This is a genomic window from Thalassoroseus sp. (assembly GCF_984380535.1).
In genome coordinates, this window is record NZ_CFHRBF010000002.1 from 555,095 (window position 1) to 575,399 (window position 20,305).

The 20,305-nt window shown below is 55.6% G+C and carries 15 protein-coding genes; 7 read left to right on the top strand and 8 right to left on the bottom strand.

Annotated elements, in window-relative coordinates; all coding sequences use genetic code 11:
- Positions 1-97 precede the first annotated feature (97 nt).
- Positions 98-997 carry a CpsB/CapC family capsule biosynthesis tyrosine phosphatase gene (locus AC5DDB_RS04550; protein WP_491738491.1) on the bottom strand — a complete coding sequence of 300 codons (900 nt, stop codon included), beginning with the start codon at positions 995-997 and terminating at the stop codon, positions 98-100.
- A gap of 175 nt (positions 998-1,172) precedes the next feature.
- Here AC5DDB_RS04550 and AC5DDB_RS04555 point away from each other — a divergent pair, with 175 nt between their 5' ends.
- Complete coding sequence (locus tag AC5DDB_RS04555) at positions 1,173-4,058, top strand: TolC family protein (RefSeq protein ID WP_491738492.1); 2,886 nt, start codon at positions 1,173-1,175, stop codon at positions 4,056-4,058.
- A gap of 167 nt (positions 4,059-4,225) precedes the next feature.
- Positions 4,226-4,720: an SsrA-binding protein SmpB gene (gene smpB, locus AC5DDB_RS04560; protein ID WP_491738493.1), complete on the top strand. Its 495-nt coding sequence runs from the start codon at positions 4,226-4,228 to the stop codon at positions 4,718-4,720.
- A 69-nt stretch (positions 4,721-4,789) separates the two neighbouring features.
- Here the strand turns inward: smpB and AC5DDB_RS04565 are convergent, their stop codons facing one another.
- The 4 genes from AC5DDB_RS04565 to AC5DDB_RS04580 form a co-directional block, all read right to left on the bottom strand.
- A complete protein-coding gene (locus tag AC5DDB_RS04565; RefSeq protein ID WP_491738494.1) occupies positions 4,790-5,803 on the bottom strand; it encodes a zinc-dependent alcohol dehydrogenase family protein in 1,014 nt (337 codons plus the stop codon).
- Between the two features lie 219 nt (positions 5,804-6,022).
- Complete coding sequence (locus AC5DDB_RS04570) at positions 6,023-6,376, bottom strand: hypothetical protein (protein ID WP_491738495.1); 354 nt, start codon at positions 6,374-6,376, stop codon at positions 6,023-6,025.
- A gap of 233 nt (positions 6,377-6,609) precedes the next feature.
- Positions 6,610-8,907, bottom strand: coding sequence for a hypothetical protein (locus AC5DDB_RS04575; protein WP_491738496.1), 2,298 nt, complete (start codon positions 8,905-8,907; stop codon positions 6,610-6,612).
- Between the two features lie 40 nt (positions 8,908-8,947).
- Positions 8,948-11,419, bottom strand: a complete 2,472-nt coding sequence (locus tag AC5DDB_RS04580) for a BatA domain-containing protein (RefSeq protein ID WP_491738497.1) — start codon at positions 11,417-11,419, stop codon at positions 8,948-8,950.
- A gap of 190 nt (positions 11,420-11,609) precedes the next feature.
- Here AC5DDB_RS04580 and AC5DDB_RS04585 point away from each other — a divergent pair, with 190 nt between their 5' ends.
- The 5 genes from AC5DDB_RS04585 to AC5DDB_RS04605 all read left to right on the top strand — a co-directional run bounded on the left by AC5DDB_RS04585 (position 11,610) and on the right by AC5DDB_RS04605 (position 16,417).
- Complete coding sequence (locus AC5DDB_RS04585; RefSeq protein WP_491738498.1) at positions 11,610-12,116, top strand: hypothetical protein; 507 nt, start codon at positions 11,610-11,612, stop codon at positions 12,114-12,116.
- 338 nt (positions 12,117-12,454) lie between these two features.
- Positions 12,455-13,249 carry a response regulator gene (locus tag AC5DDB_RS04590; protein ID WP_491738499.1) on the top strand — a complete coding sequence of 265 codons (795 nt, stop codon included), beginning with the start codon at positions 12,455-12,457 and terminating at the stop codon, positions 13,247-13,249.
- 103 nt (positions 13,250-13,352) lie between these two features.
- Positions 13,353-13,655 carry a circadian clock KaiB family protein gene (locus AC5DDB_RS04595; RefSeq protein WP_491738500.1) on the top strand — a complete coding sequence of 101 codons (303 nt, stop codon included), beginning with the start codon at positions 13,353-13,355 and terminating at the stop codon, positions 13,653-13,655.
- 190 nt (positions 13,656-13,845) lie between these two features.
- Positions 13,846-15,441 (top strand): hybrid sensor histidine kinase/response regulator, encoded by a 1,596-nt coding sequence (locus tag AC5DDB_RS04600; RefSeq protein ID WP_491738501.1) that lies wholly within the window; start codon positions 13,846-13,848, stop codon positions 15,439-15,441.
- Between the two features lie 97 nt (positions 15,442-15,538).
- Positions 15,539-16,417, top strand: a complete 879-nt coding sequence (locus tag AC5DDB_RS04605) for a phosphoribosylaminoimidazolesuccinocarboxamide synthase (protein WP_491738502.1) — start codon at positions 15,539-15,541, stop codon at positions 16,415-16,417.
- A 1-nt stretch (position 16,418) separates the two neighbouring features.
- Here the strand turns inward: AC5DDB_RS04605 and AC5DDB_RS04610 are convergent, their stop codons facing one another.
- The 3 genes from AC5DDB_RS04610 to AC5DDB_RS04620 form a co-directional block, all read right to left on the bottom strand.
- On the bottom strand, positions 16,419-17,924 hold the full coding sequence (locus tag AC5DDB_RS04610; protein ID WP_491738503.1) for a sigma 54-interacting transcriptional regulator: 1,506 nt from the start codon (positions 17,922-17,924) through the stop codon (positions 16,419-16,421).
- A 176-nt stretch (positions 17,925-18,100) separates the two neighbouring features.
- Positions 18,101-19,141: a ribose-phosphate diphosphokinase gene (locus AC5DDB_RS04615; RefSeq protein ID WP_491738504.1), complete on the bottom strand. Its 1,041-nt coding sequence runs from the start codon at positions 19,139-19,141 to the stop codon at positions 18,101-18,103.
- Positions 19,142-19,330: 189 nt separating this feature from the next.
- The gene (locus AC5DDB_RS04620) at positions 19,331-20,089 is read right to left on the bottom strand and encodes a 4'-phosphopantetheinyl transferase family protein (RefSeq protein ID WP_491738505.1); all 759 of its coding nucleotides are present in this window, start codon (positions 20,087-20,089) and stop codon (positions 19,331-19,333) included.
- Positions 20,090-20,305: the final 216 nt, after the last annotated feature.

Genomic DNA, 20,305 nt, shown 5'->3' on the forward strand with positions numbered 1-20,305 from the left:
CTCTTGAAGAGTTAGGGGGCAGGAATTAGGGGTTGGGATTTAGGAAAATTCATGGTTTTGGCCGTGATTCCTATTTCCTGTCCCCTCAATCCTGCTACTACAGTCCCAGGACTTCCTTCGGACCATGGTGCAATAGTTGCATGAGTCCGTCCTCACCGATGGTCGCTTCGACGGCGCTGAGGCCTCGCAAGCGTTCATCGAGTGCATGGGTGCCGTGCAAGTCGGTGGCGATCACACGATAACGCTTGGCCTTGAGCAAATTCATCCCGCGAGCCAAAGCGGTGCGACCTTCGTACCCCGATAAACAACGCAAATTCCCTTGCAGCCACACGCCGAGCGACTCCAAGCGATCGATGACGGCGTCCCATTCGGCTTCATCGAATTCCATCCGTTCTGGGTGAGCGAGTACAGGCTGAAACCCTTCGGATTGCAAGTATTCGATCGTCTCCCACCCGCAATCCGGCCAATGACGACCGAAAAAATCGATCAACACACATCGTCCAGGTCCGATTGTCGGCACATCATGTCGCTGCAAATCGGAAATGCAGTGGTCGGAAATCCGCACCTCACCACCAGTCCAGAGCTGATACCCTGGCACTTCGCGATCGACAATTGATTGCCACCGCTGAAGTTGCTCCTCGATGAATGCGGGTGTGTTCTCGGCAAACTGCGTCACGCAGACGTGGGGAGTACACACCGACCCGACGAACCCGGCCGCTTGAAGTTCTCGCAAACAGGCCACGGTTTCCTCGATGCGTTCGCATCCGTCATCGATACCGGGAAGCAAATGGGAATGCAAATCAAAGAAAATTCGCTCTGGCACGCCGTTCTCCGTTGGGTGTTGTTGGGTTCCGCGCGAACGCATGGTGTCTTTTTTGAAGCGGTCCCGACCAAGACGAAATCCGATCAATCCGACGATCTTCAGAATTTCGCTCGATTCCATGACCGAACCACCTATTTCTCCTGTAGCGAACTCGACGGCCCACGAAAAGGCCATGAGCAAACTTCCTATCTTCGCCGGCTTCACTAAGCCTTCATGTCTTGCCCGTTAAACCGTTACGACCGTTAAAGTTTCGCCAACCGGTGAACCGATCCGTAGGAAACAGTCGATGTGGAAGATCGCATTTCGCGCTACACATCAGATCAACTTCGAACCAAGGGCGCGGCGAAAAATGACAAATCTCCGAGCGAAACGAACATTAGTGCTTGCGTTGACGACACTGTTCGGGTCGTTCGTCACCTCGGGTTGCAACCGCTACGAATATCGGCAGGAGGCCGACGACGAAGCCTATTGTCTCATTCACGAGAAAGACAACGACCCGCGTTGGGATTCGCCTGGGTTCACGATCGAAGTCGATCCACGCAGCCGCTACTACGACGTGTACGACGAAGTCGAACCGCCCATGCCGCCGGACGACCCCACTTCACATAAGTACATGCACCACGTCGATGGGATGCATCACTGGCCGTATTGGCATCAGTTCGGCGACCGCCCCGATTTGGAAAACCCCTTCTGGAAAGAAGAGCTGCGGGCATCGAATAAAATCACCGACGAAGGCAAAGTCCACTTGGCTTTGGAAGACGCCATCAAGTTGGCGTTGATCCACTCGCCCAGCTATCAACAGCAATTTGAAACCGTGTATCTGTCGGCGTTAGACGTCAGCACGGAACGCTTTCGGTTCGACGTCCAGTTCTTCGGCAGTTTCGATCCGGCGTTCACTTCGATCGGCGAAGAACGATCGAATGTGGTCAACTCTGTCCCCCCACGGACCGGCGGGATATTCTCCCCGGCCCGTGATGGTAGCAACCAAGTTTCGCTCGACAACGGCTTGCGTGCTCAACGACAACTTTCAACGGCCGGACAATTGTTGGTTGGGTTCGCTAACTCGACGGTGTGGGAGTTCGTCGGTCCGAATCGCGGATTCACCACATCGATTCTCAACTTCAGCTTGGTTCAACCGTTACTTAGAAACGGCGGACGAGCGTTTGCATTGGAACAGTTGACGATTGCCGAACGGGCACTCCTCGCCAACTTGCGGGCGTTGGAACGCTATCGACATGGCTTCTACACCGACTTGGCCATCGGCAACTCAGGCGTGGGTGGTCCGAGTCGACGTGGGGGCTTCTTCGGCGGCACCGGTCTGACCGGGTTTACCGGCCAAGGGAGTGGCGGGTTCGGGGGTGTCGGCGATGCCACCGGGTTCGGTCGCGGTTTCGGCGGCGGTAACGGCGGAACCGGTGGCGGTAGCGGAACCACCGGGTTCGCAGGCGGTGGAGCGGGCACGTTGGGTGGCTTCCTTGGGCTGCTCCAACAGTTACAACAAATCCGTAACAGTGAGCAAAGTCTCGAAGCCCAGCTCGGTACGCTCGAACTCCTCGAAGCCGCCTTGGATGCCGGTCTAATCGACATCGCCCAAGTCGACCAGTTCCGTCAAAGCATCGAGACCGAACGGGCTACGCTGCTTCAAGCACAGAACAACTACACGGATTCGCTCGAGAACTTCCTCACGGGCACATTGGGGCTTCCGCCGGACACGCCGGTCGAACTCGATGACAAAATGCTCCAGCCGTTTCAGTTCGTCGGCGATGATATGATCGAACTGCAAAACGCGTTAGCCGAACTCGCGGGAGACTTCGGCGACGTAGCGGACGAACCAACAAACCGCACGCTCAACGAGTTTATCGGTCGAGCGGTCGAGTTGGTCGGCGAAGTCGAAACATTGGTGGACCAAACCCGAGCGGAATTGGAGAAACTCGAAAACCAATCGGAAGCCCGACTCAACACCATGACCGTTGCCGAACAGAAAGTGTTCAACGCCGATCGACGGCGGCTCGGTGAAAGCTTCCAAACGCTGCAGAAGGAACTCGCCCGGTTGGACGCAGTACTCGAAGCTCTGCCTGAAGAGTTGGAACGAAACGGCACCAAACAAACGACCAACGAAATCGTGCAAATCTTTACCGACATGGAAAATCTCGTCGGTGAGTTGTCACTCATTCAAGGCCGGGCGCGGTTAGAGATCATCACCGTCGAGCCGGTCACGCTCGATCCGCACAATGCATTAGAAATTGCCCGTCGATACCGTTTGGACTGGATGAACAACCGGGCGGCGCTCGTCGACACCTGGCGACTGATCGAGTTTAACGCAATCGCGTTGAAATCGGATATCACGCTACGCTTCGAAGGTGACTTACAAACCCTCGGCGGCGACAACCCCGTAAAATTCCGCGACGAAACCGGCACCTTGCGAGCCGGCTTGGAATTCGATCCGCCCTTTACGCGACTGATCGAACGGAACAACTTCCGTCAGCAATTGATCGAGTACCAACAGTCGCGTCGGCAGTTGATTCAGTTTGAGGACAACGTCCATCAAACGCTTCGGCAACTGTTACGCCAACTCAACGAACTTGAGATCAACCTAGAGATTCAACGCCGTGCGGTCGCAATTGCGATTCGCCGGGTGGATCAAACACGGGAAATCTTGAGCCAACCGGCCCCACCGGCAGGTCCCGATGGAGCCGTTGCCAGCCGTGGGTTCGGCCCGACTGCTGCACTCAACCTGCTGACCGCCCTCTCCGACTTGCGGAGCACACAGAACAACTTCCTTTCCGTGTGGCTCAACCATTATGCCACTCGGATGGTATTGATGCGGGAACTCGGATTGATGCGAGTCGACGAAAACAATAATTGGATCGACGAGCCACTCGACCTCGCGATCGCAACTGCCGAAAGTTACGTCTGCGACGACTTGCCGCCAGAAGTGATCGGGACCTGGTTGCAACCCGTTCCAAAACCGGGCGTGGATATGCCGAACTCGCCAACGGCCCCGGCACCGGCTCCCACTCCACTGAACGAAGAGACCGACAAACCAGCTGACATCCCGTTCTTGCCGCCGGCTTTGCCAATGCCTAAGCCGGGAACTACGCCGAAACCACTGCAACAACCAGCCCCGGCGGAACAGATCAACGCCATCCGACCGATTCACTTCGAAGAACCGGTCATGCCGCGTCAAGAACCGACTCGCCATTTCCCACGCTCGCGGTTCGGTACGAATCGGTAACGACCCGCATCTTGGTTCCGGTGCTCCCGCTGTATATACTTCACACTCGTGACTGAGTTTGGTATCGGTCGCGAGAAGTGAAACGCGGTAGGTCAGGCTGTGCCTGACATGCCCCATCCGACCCATGGACTTGTCAGGCACAGCCTGACCTACAATCCGAATCGGCGATGAGCAAATCCAAGAAGAAAAAACAGTCGGCCAACGACGATCCGAACAACCGGACCGTCACCCGCAACCGCAAAGCGCGGCATGAGTACGAGATCCTCGAAGACCTCGAATGTGGCGTCGTCTTGCAGGGCAGCGAAGTGAAAAGCATTCGCAACGGAAAGGTCTCGATCGAAGAAGCGTACGGCCGCGTGCGTGATGGCGAATTATGGTTGGTCGGTGCGGATATCGCCGAGTACCCGCAAGCGAACGTGATGAATCACGAACCGAAACGCTCGCGAAAACTGTTGCTGCATCGTCGGGAGTTACGCAAGTTCGCTGAATCCGCCGATCAGACCGGTCTCACGATTGTGCCCTTGGCGTTGTATTTCAAGAACGGCCGGATCAAAGTGCAAATGGCCGTTGCCCGCGGCCGCAAAATGCACGACAAACGCGACAAACTCAAGCAACAAGCCGACCGCCGCGAAATGCGCAGCGCGATGATGAAACACCAGTGACACAGATGATGATGTGATGAGGCGTGATGTGATAATGTGAAAAACGGCCCGAACCAATCAATCACATCATCAGCCGGATTCGTCGCTGATCTGGATCAACACTTTTCCGCCGCGACCGCGCTCCTCGGCCACTTGCACGGCTTCGGCGACGTCTTCTAAAGGGAACACATGACCGACTTCCGAAGTTAGCACACCTTTGGAAATCAATCTTGCGACCTTGCGAACCGTGCTGATGCGACCAAATAGACCTTGTGCGTCCATCCAACGGGCCAACCAAAACCCTTCGATGCGTGTCTCCGTACCGATGAGATGACGCGGCGAGAAAGTAGCGTCTTGCCCTGAGAGTGTGCCGAAACAGAGCAAACGACCGCCCACTCCCAAACACCGCACGACCGCCGTCGCCGTCGTCCCGCCGACGGGATCGATGGCGTATTTCACGCCCGTACCATCGGTGACTTTCGCAACCGCGTCACGCAGTTTCTCCGGGGCGTCAACGGCACCGTCGAAGACCACACACGCATCCGCACCGGCTTGCCGCAGTTCTTCGGCTTGTTCTTCCCGACGCACAACGCACAGTGTGCGAAACCCGGAATGTTTTGCGAGTCGAATGACCATTTGCCCGAGCGCCGATCCTGCAGCGGTTTGTAGCAACCATTCGCCTTTCGGGACCGCGAGGACTTCTCGCGTCATCACGTAAGCCGTTGTCGGGTTGACGAAGAACATCGCCGCCTGTTCCCAGGGAATGCTGCTCGACAACGGCACCGCTTGTCGTGCGGGAATCACTACCTGTTCGGCCCAATTCCCACCCTGTTTGTTGAGCACTGCAATCCGGCGACCTTTCAAAAGTTTGCCGAGGACTCCACTGCCCTCTTCGACGATTCCGACACCTTCATAACCGGGCGTTGCGGGAAGTTCCGGTTCGATTCCGTACCCGCCGCGAACGGTCATCAAGTCCGACGGATTCACCGGCACCCCGATCATCCGCACCCGCACCATGCCATCTTGCAACTCTGGCGGCGAAACTTCCTCGCAACGCAGCACATCGCCTGGTTCGCCAAACTCATGAAACACAGCCGCCCGCATAGTTCTTCCTTGGTGATGTGATGAGGGGTAATGTGATGATGTGATGTTCGTAGGGTGCGTCGCATACGATTGCGATTTGTGAGATTGCAAGAAACACAAACTATAAAAAGAAAGTAGTTGTGTGCCACTGCTAGCTTGCCTAGCAGTGCGAGTAACCAACCATCCGGGAGTCGCTAAAAACACTGCTGGACAAGCCAGCAGTGGCACCCGCGTCTTTAGCTATTCGCACGAATCTGCTAAGTCTGGTGGCGATTGACCGAAAACCATCTCGTAATGGTGTACCGGGCAATACACGCTGTTGCGAATACGATCTTCATCGCATTGTTCGCTGCGACAAGGTTCGCCGATAACACTCTCAAACTGACGAAACAGGAACCACTGATTGCGTAATCCGTCCAAATCGTCAATTTCATATTCGACGATGCCGGTCGGGTTCGCGAGATAATTGGCGACAATCCCAAACGCGTGCTGAATTCGTTCGTTGAGTTCTTGCCGTTCCAACTCTGTCGGATTTGTGGGATGAAATATTGCTAGGAAGTCGCTTAGGCAGGGTTCCTTCCGCTTCACTTTCATCCAAGAATCGATTTGTTGCCAATGAAGTTTAGGGACTAATGCAACACACTGCTCAATACCGATATCAGATTCGCAACGTGCAACGTTTTGGAACAAAGCCTCGACCAATTCAGTGTCTGAAATCAATTCTCGCTCGCATAGATTCACAAGTTTAGCTGTCGACTTTACTGCAATTGCATCGGCTTGGGTCAATGGCACAGTCGTGAATCCTCATCCCAAAGAATCTAAATGCGCTACACCAAGCCGCGTTTTTTGCGGAGGGCCCACTCTACCGTGAGTAGTCCGACGAATGCCAACAGAAACCACCAGTTATCCCAGAGTCGGGTGGATTGGATTTGCTCGCCGGAACTTGTCGGTGGGTTGGCAATCAGGTCTTGCAGATAGCCCGGCAACTCTTCCGGTGTGAGGAATCGCCCGCCGGTGGTTTGACTGATCTCCCGCAAGAGTTCCGGGGTTGCGGACGGGTTGTCGAGTTCCAAGTCTCGCGCTTCGACGAGGTACCGCGTCCACGCATCCGCACCGAGCGATTTCCCGTCTTTCTCCGCACTCACTCGCACCCAGTGATCGCCAGGCGGGTTGGTTTCGCGAACGGTCGCCGTATGCGTGTCCGCCGAACGACGCGGCGAGACTTTGCGTTCGACGACGTTGCCTTCGTCATTTGCCGGTGGCAACACGCGAACGGTGAAATTGGCATCGGAAATCGGTTCGCCGGTCGCGGTGCGGGCACCGAATTCCAACTCCACCGGTTGCCCGGGAAACACACGACGCGGCCGCGATGTGGCCCACACCGGTTGGTCGGCATCGAGTTCCTTGTGCGTGAGATACAACAGCATCTGCCGCCAGAATTGCTGATGCGTTTCCTCCTGCCCGGACATCACCCACTGCCAAGTCGTATCGCCCGCAAACGTCATCACGCGTGACCCGCCGACATCCTGCGTAAACAACAATGGAATTCCCGCCCGGGGATAATCCGGATTCGTGGCGGCTAACACCTGCACGGCGGCGTTTTTCTCGCGGAGTCGGTTTCCACTCTGCAGTGCTGGCAACTTGCTCCACGCTTCTTGGGAGTCCGCAGCGGAACCAAGTCGCATCACGAAATGCGTGACACCCTCACGCGTCGGACGCATTGGCAAATCTTCGAGGTAGTGCGCGTCATCGGTGTCCGCTCGCAAATCCACCGGCAACAACGGCTCCAACGCCGAACCCGCATATCCGCCAGGTCCCAGCGTGTTAAATCCGCCAAGCATCAACAACCCCGCTCCACCGCGAACACGGTCGGCAAGTTGCTGAAGATTCTTATCGCCGAAGACTTCGCGAGGCACATCGCCGATGATGTAACCATCATAGTTTTCCGCACCTTGGTCTTGAAAAATCTTCGGGTCGAGTTTGTTCACTTTGGAGAATGGCGTTGGTCGGATCGCGAAAAAGTCGATGTCGATCTTCTTCGATGCCCCTGCAAGCCGAATGTATTTCTGCTCCCAATATGGTTTGTCGAAGTACGCGATTTTCAGGCCGCCTTTGCCCACGTTGATGATCGTCGCTCGCTGGTTGTTCGTCGTTTTTAGTTCGCCGTCAAGTTCTTCGACTTGGATCGCCAACTTGTACTCGCCCGCTTGCGGAGGAACGAACGACAGTTCAAACGGCAACATTTCAGCGTTGCTGCGGGGTTTGAGTTGCATCACGGGTCGCGATGTACTCGTTGCGGGAATTTCTTTCAGTTCGCCCGTCTCGCCGGGTTGTTTGCCACTGCGGTCTTCCAGAAGTACCCGCACCGTCAATGTGCGTCCCGCCGCTCCCGTCGCGCGAATTCGCCCCGTGATTGGGACGGTGGTTTTGACGAAGACCTCATTGGCAACGTTGATTTCCTCAACTGACAAATCAGACGCCCCTTCGAGGACTTCACTTCCGAAACCGATCGTCGACACCGGAACCCGACGCACCGGATGTGCCGCCATTTGTTCGGCCACGCGACGCGGATCGACTTCGTTCGGCGGCAACGCTCGTTGCGTGCCGTCGCTGAGGATCAGAATCGTTGCAAGATCCTCCCGGTTGACGATCTTCAACGCCTCTTCGAGCGTATAACCGATTGCCGTTTGCTGACCATCCGCGTCTGGTCCTACCGTTTCCGTTGGCTTCAGCTCCGCAGCGAAGTCGAAGAACCGCACATCGACGATTTCATTCAGTTCACGGAACAGTCCATCCACGCTGTTGAGCGTCTGTTGCACGGACTCCCGCCGAGATGCACCGCCGGCGATGTCACGAGTTTGCATGCTGCGACTGGCATCGCTGAGCACGAGCATCACGCGGCGTTCGTTGTCATCATCGTCATCCTGCTGTCGCAACTCGGGCCGGAACATTGCCAGAATCAACACCAACGCCACCAGCAACCGCAACGCCAGCAGCGAGCGTCGCCAAACGGGCGGGAGATGCTGAATTCGCGGCGGATAAGTCCGCAGCACCAACGCAATCAGTCCGACGGCGGTCAGCAAAACGCTCGGCCAAGACCAGATCGGATTGAAATGCAACGTCATCACGACTTCGGTGATCCCGGTTCGTGGGGATGAAAAATGATCAGGATTCGGTTTGCAGGTCGCCACCGTAGAAGCGGTTTGCGACGAGATGTTCCAGACAGAACACGATGATGACAATTGTCAGCACATGTGGATAGAGTTCCTGCCCTAACCGACCTACGGTAATCATACGTTCCAAGTCGTCGAAGTTCGTGCCGATTCGGTAACCGTCTTCACCGAAAAACTCCGCTAACTCGTCCGTGGTGAGTTTCGTGAAATCACTTTCGTCGCCACGTCGATTGATACTGAACCCGGTGCGAAACTTGGACTCTGGCTCAGTACTTAACATGGTGTAGGAACCAACGACGTCGGTGTCGGAGACGATGAGCCAATCCTCGTCGGTAGTGATCGGAACCACCGATTGGGCACCGTTCGGCTTCCGCAAGATGTACTCATCGAGTTGCACACCGTCCGGCAAAGGTAACACGATCTCCTCACCGGCGAGCGTATTGGCGGCAACCGCATCGGTCGAGTTCAAGTATCGCATCATCTCATGAGCGAACACCAGAAACTGCCAACTCGGTTGGGCGATGTTGCTCCAACCACGTGGTGTGACAGCGGTCGTCAACATCACCGTCTTGCCAAGCACATGCGGACGGACGAGCAACGCAGGGGTAGCGGGCACGTTCAAATCGGTTCGTGTGTAGGAGGTGAGTACCACAGCTTCCGCATGCGGTTCGACCGACCAACACTTCTCGACATACCGCGAAGCCAACCCAGTGACACCATCGAGTTCGAACAGTCGATCCAACATCGGATGTCCTGCTCGATCGAGTGCCAATGTCTCGGCGGGATCGAAATTACGAATTGCGAGCAACTCCGCCGGTAAAAATTCCTGTGCGGTCGGCATGTTCCAGGACACCGAATCTTCGATGTTCTGCATACCCAGGAAAGTCGCCACGCCGCCGCCGCTTCGGACGTATTCCTCCAACGCACGCCAAGACGGTTCCGGGAAACCGGGCACGTGCACCAAGCAGACGACGTCGTACTGCCCCAGTTCCTCACGATGCGTGTTCAGCCAATCCGCCTGGTATTGATCGACCTGAAACGGTGCCTGCCCCAATTCCGCCAATCGCGATGGTGCGAGTGCTTCCTGCAGGTAATCGCCCTCCCCGGTCTTGCCAGAGAGAATCAACACGTGTGGGGCGGCTTGCATTCGCACAGTAAAATGACGTTCGTTGTCCGCATCGAGCGGATCGCCGCTCGTCACCAACACGCGGCCTTGCAAGTAGGGACCGCCTAGGTCGTCCAATTGAAACGACTCGACGACGGCTTCACCAGGTTTGATCGTGATACTTCGTTTGCGTTTGGTGGCCTCTTCTCCGCCGGGAACCGTGGTGCGAACTTCGATGGTCCGGGACTGCGGTTTCGGACCGTCCGCCGTGACCGTAACATCGACCGTCAACGATTCGCCGCTGGAAATGACTTCCTTCGAAAGGTCCAACTTCGACACCGCGACATTGATGGGATCGGCCACACTGACATCGATCAAATAGACATGCACGAACGGCAGGCGTTCCAATTCCGCTTTGAGCTGAGCCGCTCCGGAATTTTGCCAACCGGACGCCGCCAAATCAGTGAAGAGATAAATCTCCCGCAGGTAGCGATCGGACTGCGATGTCGTCTCTGCCGGAGTCACGTTGTTCGCGGTTGATTCCAGCACGCGTCCACGATCCGCTTCTTGGGCCAATATAGCCGCACGAGTGCGTTGATTGAGCGGAATACTGACCGCGTGGGGCGACAAACCTTGTAAGTCGTCTTTGGCGACCACGAGATCGTCTCGGAAGACAAGCGGTTCATCCTCGTTCGTGCCCGTCACCGCCACTCGGCTGCCACGTGGGAGTTCCTTAAGGTAATCCGCCGCCGCTGTCTGGGCGGCTTCCAACCGCGTTTGCCCTTCGAAGCGGTATCGCATGCTGTCACTGGTGTCGAAGATGAACACTGCCGCCACTGGCAGATTGTCCTTGAGTTCCGCCGCCGGTGCATCGACTTCGGCGGCAATCCGTCGCTGATATGGCCAAGCGACGAGCAACGCGAACAGGACCACCGCCGTGATTCCAACTCCACCACGTAACACGCTGCGGCGATAAGCCAACGTCTGCGGCGGGACACGTTGGCTTTGCCAACGCCGGACGAAAAACAGGTACACACCCCCAGCGAGCAACACGATGCCCGCGAGAACGGCGGCTTCCGTCAGCGTCAGACTGTAATTCGCCGCCGGTAATGAAGGCCGGGCAATCGCGAGAACCAACAACGCAATCACCAGAATTCGCAGCAATAGCAGCCACAAATGCCGCAACTGCAATCGCCTTACGGTTTGCTTACGGCGGTTCTGTAACAATCGCAACGCGGGAAACGGCAATCGCTTTGGCTGACTCTTCAGCAGAAAATGCAGCACGATTGGAACGACGACGAACGCCACTCCCGCGAGCAAACCGGGATTCAAAAATAAGTTGGGACTGAAAAACGACATGGCATCCGATCAGTTCTTCGGGGTCCGTCTAAGCGATGGAAACTCGGACTCTCCCGCCGCCAAGAAAAATCTCACGGTTTCGGGGAAAGAGTGTCCCAGCTGGCTCGCTACGTCAATTATACTCAACAGACTCGTTTGCCGAACCCATGCCCCGCAGAACTTCCTGCGACATTGAAAAGTGAATCGTCTCATGAAACCTGTTTTGTTGGCTCTATGCTTCATGATGAGTTGGATCGACTCGACCTCTGCCGCCAACCGTTCTGTCTTCATTGCTCGCGTCGAGAAACAAGAGTACTGCCCGGTTTACACCGATCGACGTGTGTTTGCCGGCAGCCGGTTTGAACGCTACCACGGGATCAAAGTCTATTTCAGCAGCGACGATGCGGCTCGCCGATTCCTGATGGATTCGCACTCCTATCTCGACAAGAAGACTTTGCCGCAACTCAAAGGATTGAATCTTCCTGAACGTCCGCTCAAGCAGAAGTTTTGTCCGATTTATCCCACCCGAAGAGTTTCCAAACTCGACCCCAGTGTGACTTATAACCATCGTCAGGTTCACTTGTTCGATCGCCAAGCCGTTCGGATTTGGAACCTCAACCCCGAAAAGTACGCAAACCCGGAAATCCTGATTCAACTTCAACAAGAGCCATCGATCAAGAATACGAAAGCCAACGACGCCGGATCGAATTCGCCGTAGAATGCAAGGGTCATTAGCCGATTTGCGAACAAAAAACTCGGGTTTGGTATTGCACCCCTATCTGGGTTTCGATACAAAGTGTGGTTGACTCGTGACAGCTGATTGCACAAGGAAGTGCAAAACGCATCACTTTCCAGCAAGGACGCCGGAAGTGAACCGATGCGGAGAGGTCTTGGTAACGACGAATGTTATCGACTTCATCCGGCTGAGACAGGAATTTCAGTGTTGATTTTGGCGAACGAATTTCGTTCACCAAACCAACGATTCTTCGTTCACAAGTCCGACAGCAACCGATCGTAAGATTGTTCTTACTGATCTGGCCCTTGGTATGGAGACCCATGATGCTTGTACTGACACGTCGCGAAAATGAACGGATTGTTTTTCCCGAGGTTGGAATTACCGTCGAGCTCGTCGCCATCAATGGCTCCCGCGCTCGAATCGGTGTCGATGCCCCCTCCGAAGTGCGAATTCTTCGTCATGAAATCGCGGAGAAGGAAGGCGTCACGACGGAAACACCAAGCTTGTCGATTCCGCTTCAACGTCAACTGAAGCTGGAAAAGCTCGGTAAAGCTACTCATGAGGTCCGAAATCACCTCAACAGCACCAACATTGCTGCACAACTCCTAAGACGTCAAATCGATGCTGGTATGCTCGATGACGCTGAGTCGACCGTGCGGACACTGTTGCAAGAGCTGGAATTGCTGCAAGCCGAAGTGCTGCAACCACAGCCAAAAGCAGCCCCCGCTCCCAGTGTCGCCACTGTCCCACCTCGTGCATTGTTGGTGGAAGACGATAAGAACGAGCAATCCCTGCTGGCTGGTTTCCTCCGGATGGCTGGCTTTGAAATCATTACCGCAAGTGATGGTCGGGAAGCTCTGGATTACTTGCTTCACAACGAACGGCCTGACGTCGTCCTTATGGACATGCTGATGCCGCATGTCGATGGCCCGACAACTATTAGCGAAATCCGTCAGCATCCCGAACTTCGCGACCTCAAAATCTTTGCGGTCAGTGGAACTTCACCGATGAAGCTCGGAGTGCAGACCGGTCCGGAAGGAATTGATCGCTGGTTCCACAAACCAATTGATCCGGAAGAACTCGCCCGCGAAATGGCCCGAGACCTTGCGTCCTAATTGGGCACTCGCGAACCGGTCGCCTTCGGGGATACCGGTTCACTGAGTAATTCCGATTTCTTTCATAAACTGTGTGGGGGCCGACTCCCGCATTCATTGGAAAATGAACATCCGCCATCATCGAGCAGATGAACTTGCCCTAACGCTCTACGTCCCTTGCCTCGATTCTGAACATCAAAAGATGGTTCAAAATCTTCGCGAAGCGATTGAACAAGGGCCACGAGCCCCTCGGGCTTATTCCTTGGATGTCATCGATGTGTCGGTGCATCCGGAAACCGCCCGAGAACATGCCGTTTATGCAACACCAACACTGGTGAGAGTTTCTCCCGGTCCTGAACGACGAATCGTAGGGGATCTCCGCAAGAGCCACGATATTCTCGCGGAACTTGTTCCCCCTGTCGATTAGTCACCGGGCGATTTCAGAATCGAAGCAACGACAATTTTTTGTCAGAAAAACGTTGAAATCGGGATGGGTGATGGCCAACCATCTCATGACAGGCCCCCTTAGCAAAACACTAAGTTGATTCCGTTCGCCGAACCGACGCGCTTCGAATCGGCTCTACGGCTTTTTTGTGATAGCAAGAAGGAGCCGCACGATGCGGCGTTCCAATCTCCGCGAAGGCGATACCTGGGAGTGGTCACGATCTGGCTGCGACGATGCGGCTCGTATTTCTGACCTCGAACGAGCACTTCAAACTTGTAACAACGCCTTCCATAGCATTGTGGATCGGTCTGGTGACGGTGTTTTGGTCATCAGCATGGAAGGAAAAATCTGCTATTCGAACCCCGCCGCTCGAAAACTGTTAGCGACTCCCGGCGATGCATTGCTTGGCGATGTGTTCGGGATTCCCCTGGCGGCGGCGGAACGGACCGAGATCACCATTCTCCGCGGAGGACTGCCGCACCGCATTGCTGAGATGCGAGTCACAAGAACCGAATGGCAGGGGGAACCCGCCTACTTGGCGATGCTCCGCGATGTGACCGAACGACGTCAAGCCGAGGACCGCGCAAAAGAAGACGTCCGCCGACGTGACGTCTTCCTGGCGATGCTCTCTCACGAATTGCGAAACCCATTGGCTGCGGTCTCGAATGCGTCGCGGCTGATGGCACGCCCGAACATCACCCTCGAAATGTTTCACGAAGCCCGCGAAGTCATCGAACGCCAATGCGGGCAAATGACGCGACTCCTCGAGGAATTACTCGACGTCTCGCGAATTTCCCAAGGCAAAATCGAACTCCGTCGGACTTGCGTGTGCTTACGAGGCCTTCTCGATGATGCCGTCAAAGCCACGGCCGGTATGTTCGTCGAACGGGAACAATCGCTTCAGGTCGACTTTCCCACTGAGGAATTATTCCTCCAAGCCGACACCGTTCGTCTCCACCAAGTCTTAGTCAATTTGCTTTCGAACGCGTCCAAATACTCTGATCGCGGCCAGACGGTCCAACTGCACGTCGAGAGAATCGACGAGTCCGTGCGAATTGCCGTCTGCGATCAAGGCGTGGGGATGTCGGCTGACCAACTGGAATGCATCTTCGAACCTTTCGCACAAATCGACTCGTCGCTTTCCCGATCGGAAGGTGGATTGGGAATCGGGTTGTCGTTGGTCCGAAGTTTGGTGGAACTTCACGGCGGCTTGGTCGAAGCCCATAGCGATGGCCCCGGAACCGGCAGTGAGTTCATCCTCCACTTGCCTCTCTCAGAAGATTTGCGAGATACGCCACCGGAAAAAGGCTGGGCCGAAAACCCGAAAACACTGCGAATCCTGATTGTCGAGGACAACACAGACGTTCGCAGAATGCTGAAATCCTTGTTGCAAATGGAAGGTTACGAAGTCGAAGCCGCCAAAGACGGTGCCATGGGTTTGGAGATGCTTTCGTCATACGCTCCAGACCTGATGTTCATCGACATTGGACTACCCGGCATCGATGGTTACGAAGTGGCTCGCACCGTCCGTATGGATGCGACGAATTCGCATATCCACTTAGTAGCTTTGACGGGATACGGCCAACCGAGTGACCGGGAAAAAGCCGAGCAAAGTGGTTTCGACACTCATCTTTCGAAACCTATCGACTTCAACATTCTTACTGACTTCCTCAGTGATCGAGTTCGGCAGCTGAACGAAGCGGACACTGTGATCATTGATCGCCCTACCACATTGATTCACCAATCGAAACGCTCCGAATCCTCGTAAGAGTTGGCGATTCTTGGTCACTCGCCTGCCGGGCTTGCACATTCTGCCGGTGATCGCCATATAAAGGGGAACTCTCAACACCAGCCCCGAGTTCCCCATGTCTGCTCTGATTTCGACTCACTTACCTGGCCTTACACCTCACCAAGGCAAAGTCCGCGATATTTACGATTTCGGCGAACGGCTGCTGCTCGTCGCGACGGACCGCATCAGTGCGTTTGACTGGATTCTCTCCGACGGAATCCCCGACAAAGGCCGTCTGCTCACACAACTGAGTCGTTGGTGGTTCGAGAAACTCGAAGTCCCCAACCATCTTCTTGACGTCGATCTCACGGAACTCCCATTGCCCACCGGAACCGACTTAGCGGCACTCGAAGGCCGGTCGATGGTGGTGCGGCGAGTCGATATTGTACCGATCGAATGTGTCGTGCGTGGCTACCTGGCCGGGTCCGGTTGGAAAGAATATCAAGCAAACCAAGCCGTTTGCGGGGTTCCCTTGCCGGACGGTTTGATGGAATGCAGCCAACTGCCCGAACCCATTTTCACTCCCGCAACGAAGGCCGAAAGCGGACACGACCTCAATATTTCTTTTGAGGAGATGAAAGACCGCGTGGGGACGGAATTGTCGCAGCAGCTTCGTGACCTCAGCATCGAGATCTATCAGAAGGCGGCATCGATCACGCAGGAAGCTGGCATTCTGCTCGCGGATACGAAGTTCGAATTTGGTTTGGTCGACGGCGAATTGTTGCTCGCGGACGAAGTGCTTACGCCGGACAGTTCCCGATTCTGGCCCATCGATCGGTATCAGCCGGGTCGCAACCAACCAAGTTTCGACAAACAATTCGTGCGGGAATGGCTCGAAAGTACGCCTTGGGACAAGAACAGCCCCCCGCCGAAAATGCCTGCCGAAATCATTGAGAAAACTCGCGAACGCTACCTCGAAGCCTATCGTCGACTCACCGGCGAAGAGTTCGTGTGATTCAATCTTCCTCGGCTTCTTCCATGCCGAGCTGACGCATCTTGCGATACAAGTTGGAACGGTGCAGTCCCAGCGAATCCGCAGCGACACTCATGTTGCCTTGGCATTGGCGGATAATTCGACGGATATGCTCCTGTTGAAACTGCTGCGTGGCGTCCTTGAGATTCGCTTCGGGAACGGAAATGCTCGCCGGATTTCCCGACGAGTTGCTCAAATTCAAATCAGTCGCTTGCAGTCGATCGCCCGTGCATTGAAGCATGGCATGTTCGATCACGTTCCGCAGTTCTCGGATGTTGCCGGGCCAGACATGTTCTTGCAGTCGACGTCGCACATCCGACGTGAGCATGACCGGCGACCGCCGCAATCGCATGGCGGCTTCCTTCGCAAAATACTCCGCCAATAGCAGAATATCTTCCGGCCGTTCGCGTAACGGAAGCAGACGTTGCGTGACCACCGAAAGTCGAAAGAATAAATCGTCCCGGAAACTTTGCCCCGAGGGCTGGTTTCGCAGATCCTGACTGGTCGCCGCGATCACACGGACGTTGATCGGAATTGGTTGGGTTCCCCCGACACGGCGAATTTGCTGTCGCTCGACGGCTTGCAGAAGTTGAGTCTGTGCCGCACTGCTGATCACGCCGACTTCGTCGAGGAACAACGTTCCCCCTTCCGCTTTCTCGAACCAACCGGGGCGGACTTGCTCGTCTTCCTGGAGTCCTTTGTCCTGCCCGAACAACTCCGCTTCCAACTGGGTCGGCGAAAGCGAGGCACAAGGAACGGAGATAAACGGAGCCGACGCCCGGGGACCGCGAACGTGAATGGCTTGGGCGATCCGCGATTTGCCGGTGCCATGTTCGCCGACGATCAACATCGGCAATTCAGATGCTGCCAAGTCGGGAATGGTCTTCCGCAACGCAACCAAACTCGGATTGTTGCCGATGAGCTTGGTGTCTTGCCGAAGACGTTCCACTGCCAAACGATGAGAGCGTGCCATCGGCCCATCGGCCACCGGAGTTTGTCGAGATCGCTCGATCATCGAGGCGATCTCGCAGCATTCGCCGAGCAACCGCCCAACCGCGACCGCCATCGGCAAATCCTCCGCCTTCAAATGACGACCGGCGAGGGCCAAAACTTGCGGAGTCGGTGTCGTCGTGGTAGGGACAACGATCAACGTCCAGCCAGCCGGCTTTTCCAATCCACAACAACCACCCGCGTTTCGAGTCAGACAGCCAGCGAGCAAGTTCGTGGGGATGTCGCCTGGTGATTGCCGACCGCATTGGGCAATCGGTTTCCACCCCGCTTCCGGTGACTCACACCAAACTGCCGCCGACTGCACCGCAAACTCGGTGGCGATCATTGGCAATTCTTCGTCGAGAAACGCCAGCAGGTTTTCGGTTTCGGTCGCGGCTTGCAAGAGTTGATCAGCCACCGCAAGCGCAACACCGCTCCCATCCGCCCGCGCAAACCAGGGCAACTCATCCCATGTCGTCCACAGGGTTTCGGAATCCATTCGCCCAGCCCTACCGGGAAGGTGTCGTCAGTTCCACAGTCAGGTGAAGTCAAAATGACTTCTCCTCACACGCTGCGCAATCATAACGACTTCACCAATCGGAACAACCGGAAGGAAGACGGCCGGCGGAGTGTAGAAGTCGTTCAGGGATAGCCTAACCGACCAATTTCCACCGACTAATTGAGCAGTTCGCTGATTGAGCCGCCCTCTTCATGAGTGCGACGGATGGCTTGGGCGAACATCATGGATGTGGGAATCACGAATAACCGATTCGCGAAGGCTTCACGGTCGAGACGAAACGGGTCGATGGTGTCCGTCACGATGACGCGTTCAATTTGCCCCAGATTTTCGTTCGCCTTTCCGACGAACAACCCGTGCGTGGCACAAGCTGCCCAGACTTCGCCACCGTGTTTTTCGACGGCATCGGCTGCGATCGCGATGGTCCCGCCGCTGGAAATCATGTCGTCAAGAATGATGACGCGTTTGTCCTTCACATTCCCCACGATCTTACTGCCCAACACTTCACTTCCGCTGAGGCGTTCTTTATCGAGATATGCCACGTCGATGCGATTGGGAGTTTTCAGGCGTTTTTCGAGGGCGTTCCGGAATCGTTTGGCTCGGCCCATGCCACCGCTGTCCGGGGCGAGCACCACCAAGTCGTGCGGGTCCGCGATGAGCGGGTCCGGGGCGTGGGCTTCGACCGGGAGCTGACTTTGGCCACCGCCGTCGACTCCACAAAGGAAATCCGCAATAAGGTTCTTCGCTTCCAACGTATCGGTCGGGATGCGGAACGCATTTTGGAACGCCGAAAGATTGTGGACGTCCATCGTCAACACCCGACTGGCACCAACAGCTTCCAAGCATTGAGCCAGGTATTTGATGCTAATCGGTGCCCGGCTTTCGGTTTTGCGGTCTTGCCGGGCGAATGGCAAATACGGCGCAACGACTGTAATCCGTTTCGCGGAGGCATCGACCAGCGAACCGAGGAAGAACAGCAATTTCGCGAGTTTCTCGCCGACGGACTGGTTGCTGTCGGAAAACAGCGAGGAGATGACGTACACGTCGCATCCCCGCACGTTCACATTGCTGCGAATGTAGGGTTCGGTGTCTTCGAAGTGCTGCTCGACATGGCTGGCAACTGGCGCGTCGAGAAACCGCGAGACATGCTGAGCAAACACACGCGAGCCGTCTAGCCCGAAAAGACGGAAATTGTTCAAGGGTAAACGTCCTCATTGCGGCAGGTTACGACCGCCGATCGAACCCACTTCCACTCTCGGTTTCACGACACCGACGCCGACAGCCCAGAGAGTAAAGACCGGCGACTTTGGTGGTCAAGCGAGATATCAAGAATTCATGAAGATTGCTATCTCGCCTGTCACCGGACGACTGACGAGCCGTCAACGGTCCTACGGCACAAAGGCAGACCGTGAAACAAGTTGGCTCACGGGCGATGACTGGGATTCGGTCCGAACTCGTGATTGTCGCGGTTGAAGTCGATCGGTTGCAAGCACTGTGGATAAAATGATGCCATCGTGCTTTTGCAGTCGGAAGTGCGGCACATACACGGATGGCGAACAATCATAATGGATATGCCAACGGTCGCCGGACAACGGAATCGTTTCGACGCGACGCGGAACAAAACTTTCGCCCCGGTGACACGCTTTGTAAACAGCTTCCTTCATCGCCCAGATCTCTGCGATCCGCCAGCGATCTCCGGTACGAATCGCATTTCGTTCACGTTCACTGAACCAGAACACCAAGCTTTCCGAAGCCAGTTGCTCGGGTTCCGCCAGATCGACACCGATCCGAAATTCCGGTTCCCGTGTGAATCCGACGTAAACCGCTTGCTCGGAATACGCGATGGACAACCCCCATGGTTTGAAGGTTCCATCAATCCTCACTTGCGGACGCATCCGACCGCCGGTCGTGTTCCGTGAGAGAATTTCGATGGAATTGTTCCGCAGTTCGATCGTAGCGAGCGAGTCCCTAATGACCTGCTTGGCGACCCAGCGACCAATCAGCCATCGATCACGTGACGGACCGACTGGCAGACGGACGCACTCGGACTGCTCGTCGGATGTTAGTTTTTGGGAACATTCCGCTAGGGATTGTTGACGAACATCGTCAAACAATACGTACTGCGTACTGTAGGCGGGTGATTGCATAAGATTGGCTCGGCAACGGACGTCACCGGCACCCGGTAGGCAGAACTCTTGAAATCATAGGACGTTCGGGGCCGATGTCGTTCGGGTTGTCAAACAATTGATGTGAAGTAAAGTTCAAACTCAACGATCAGTAGAACTATTGTCTTCACATCCGATACCCGAAACCACAATTGCCTACGGCTTGTCACCGAAAGCGTCGACAATTCCGGAACCTGT

Coding starts and splice junctions, on each gene's coding strand:
- AC5DDB_RS04550 (WP_491738491.1), bottom strand. CDS start 997: ATGGCCTTTTCGTGGGCCGTCGAGTTCGCTACAGGAGAAATAGGTGGT.
- AC5DDB_RS04555 (WP_491738492.1), top strand. CDS start 1,173: ATGACAAATCTCCGAGCGAAACGAACATTAGTGCTTGCGTTGACGACA.
- smpB (WP_491738493.1), top strand. CDS start 4,226: ATGAGCAAATCCAAGAAGAAAAAACAGTCGGCCAACGACGATCCGAAC.
- AC5DDB_RS04565 (WP_491738494.1), bottom strand. CDS start 5,803: ATGCGGGCGGCTGTGTTTCATGAGTTTGGCGAACCAGGCGATGTGCTG.
- AC5DDB_RS04570 (WP_491738495.1), bottom strand. CDS start 6,376: ATGAAAGTGAAGCGGAAGGAACCCTGCCTAAGCGACTTCCTAGCAATA.
- AC5DDB_RS04575 (WP_491738496.1), bottom strand. CDS start 8,907: ATGACGTTGCATTTCAATCCGATCTGGTCTTGGCCGAGCGTTTTGCTG.
- AC5DDB_RS04580 (WP_491738497.1), bottom strand. CDS start 11,419: ATGTCGTTTTTCAGTCCCAACTTATTTTTGAATCCCGGTTTGCTCGCG.
- AC5DDB_RS04585 (WP_491738498.1), top strand. CDS start 11,610: ATGAAACCTGTTTTGTTGGCTCTATGCTTCATGATGAGTTGGATCGAC.
- AC5DDB_RS04590 (WP_491738499.1), top strand. CDS start 12,455: ATGATGCTTGTACTGACACGTCGCGAAAATGAACGGATTGTTTTTCCC.
- AC5DDB_RS04595 (WP_491738500.1), top strand. CDS start 13,353: ATGAACATCCGCCATCATCGAGCAGATGAACTTGCCCTAACGCTCTAC.
- AC5DDB_RS04600 (WP_491738501.1), top strand. CDS start 13,846: ATGCGGCGTTCCAATCTCCGCGAAGGCGATACCTGGGAGTGGTCACGA.
- AC5DDB_RS04605 (WP_491738502.1), top strand. CDS start 15,539: ATGTCTGCTCTGATTTCGACTCACTTACCTGGCCTTACACCTCACCAA.
- AC5DDB_RS04610 (WP_491738503.1), bottom strand. CDS start 17,924: ATGGATTCCGAAACCCTGTGGACGACATGGGATGAGTTGCCCTGGTTT.
- AC5DDB_RS04620 (WP_491738505.1), bottom strand. CDS start 20,089: ATGCAATCACCCGCCTACAGTACGCAGTACGTATTGTTTGACGATGTT.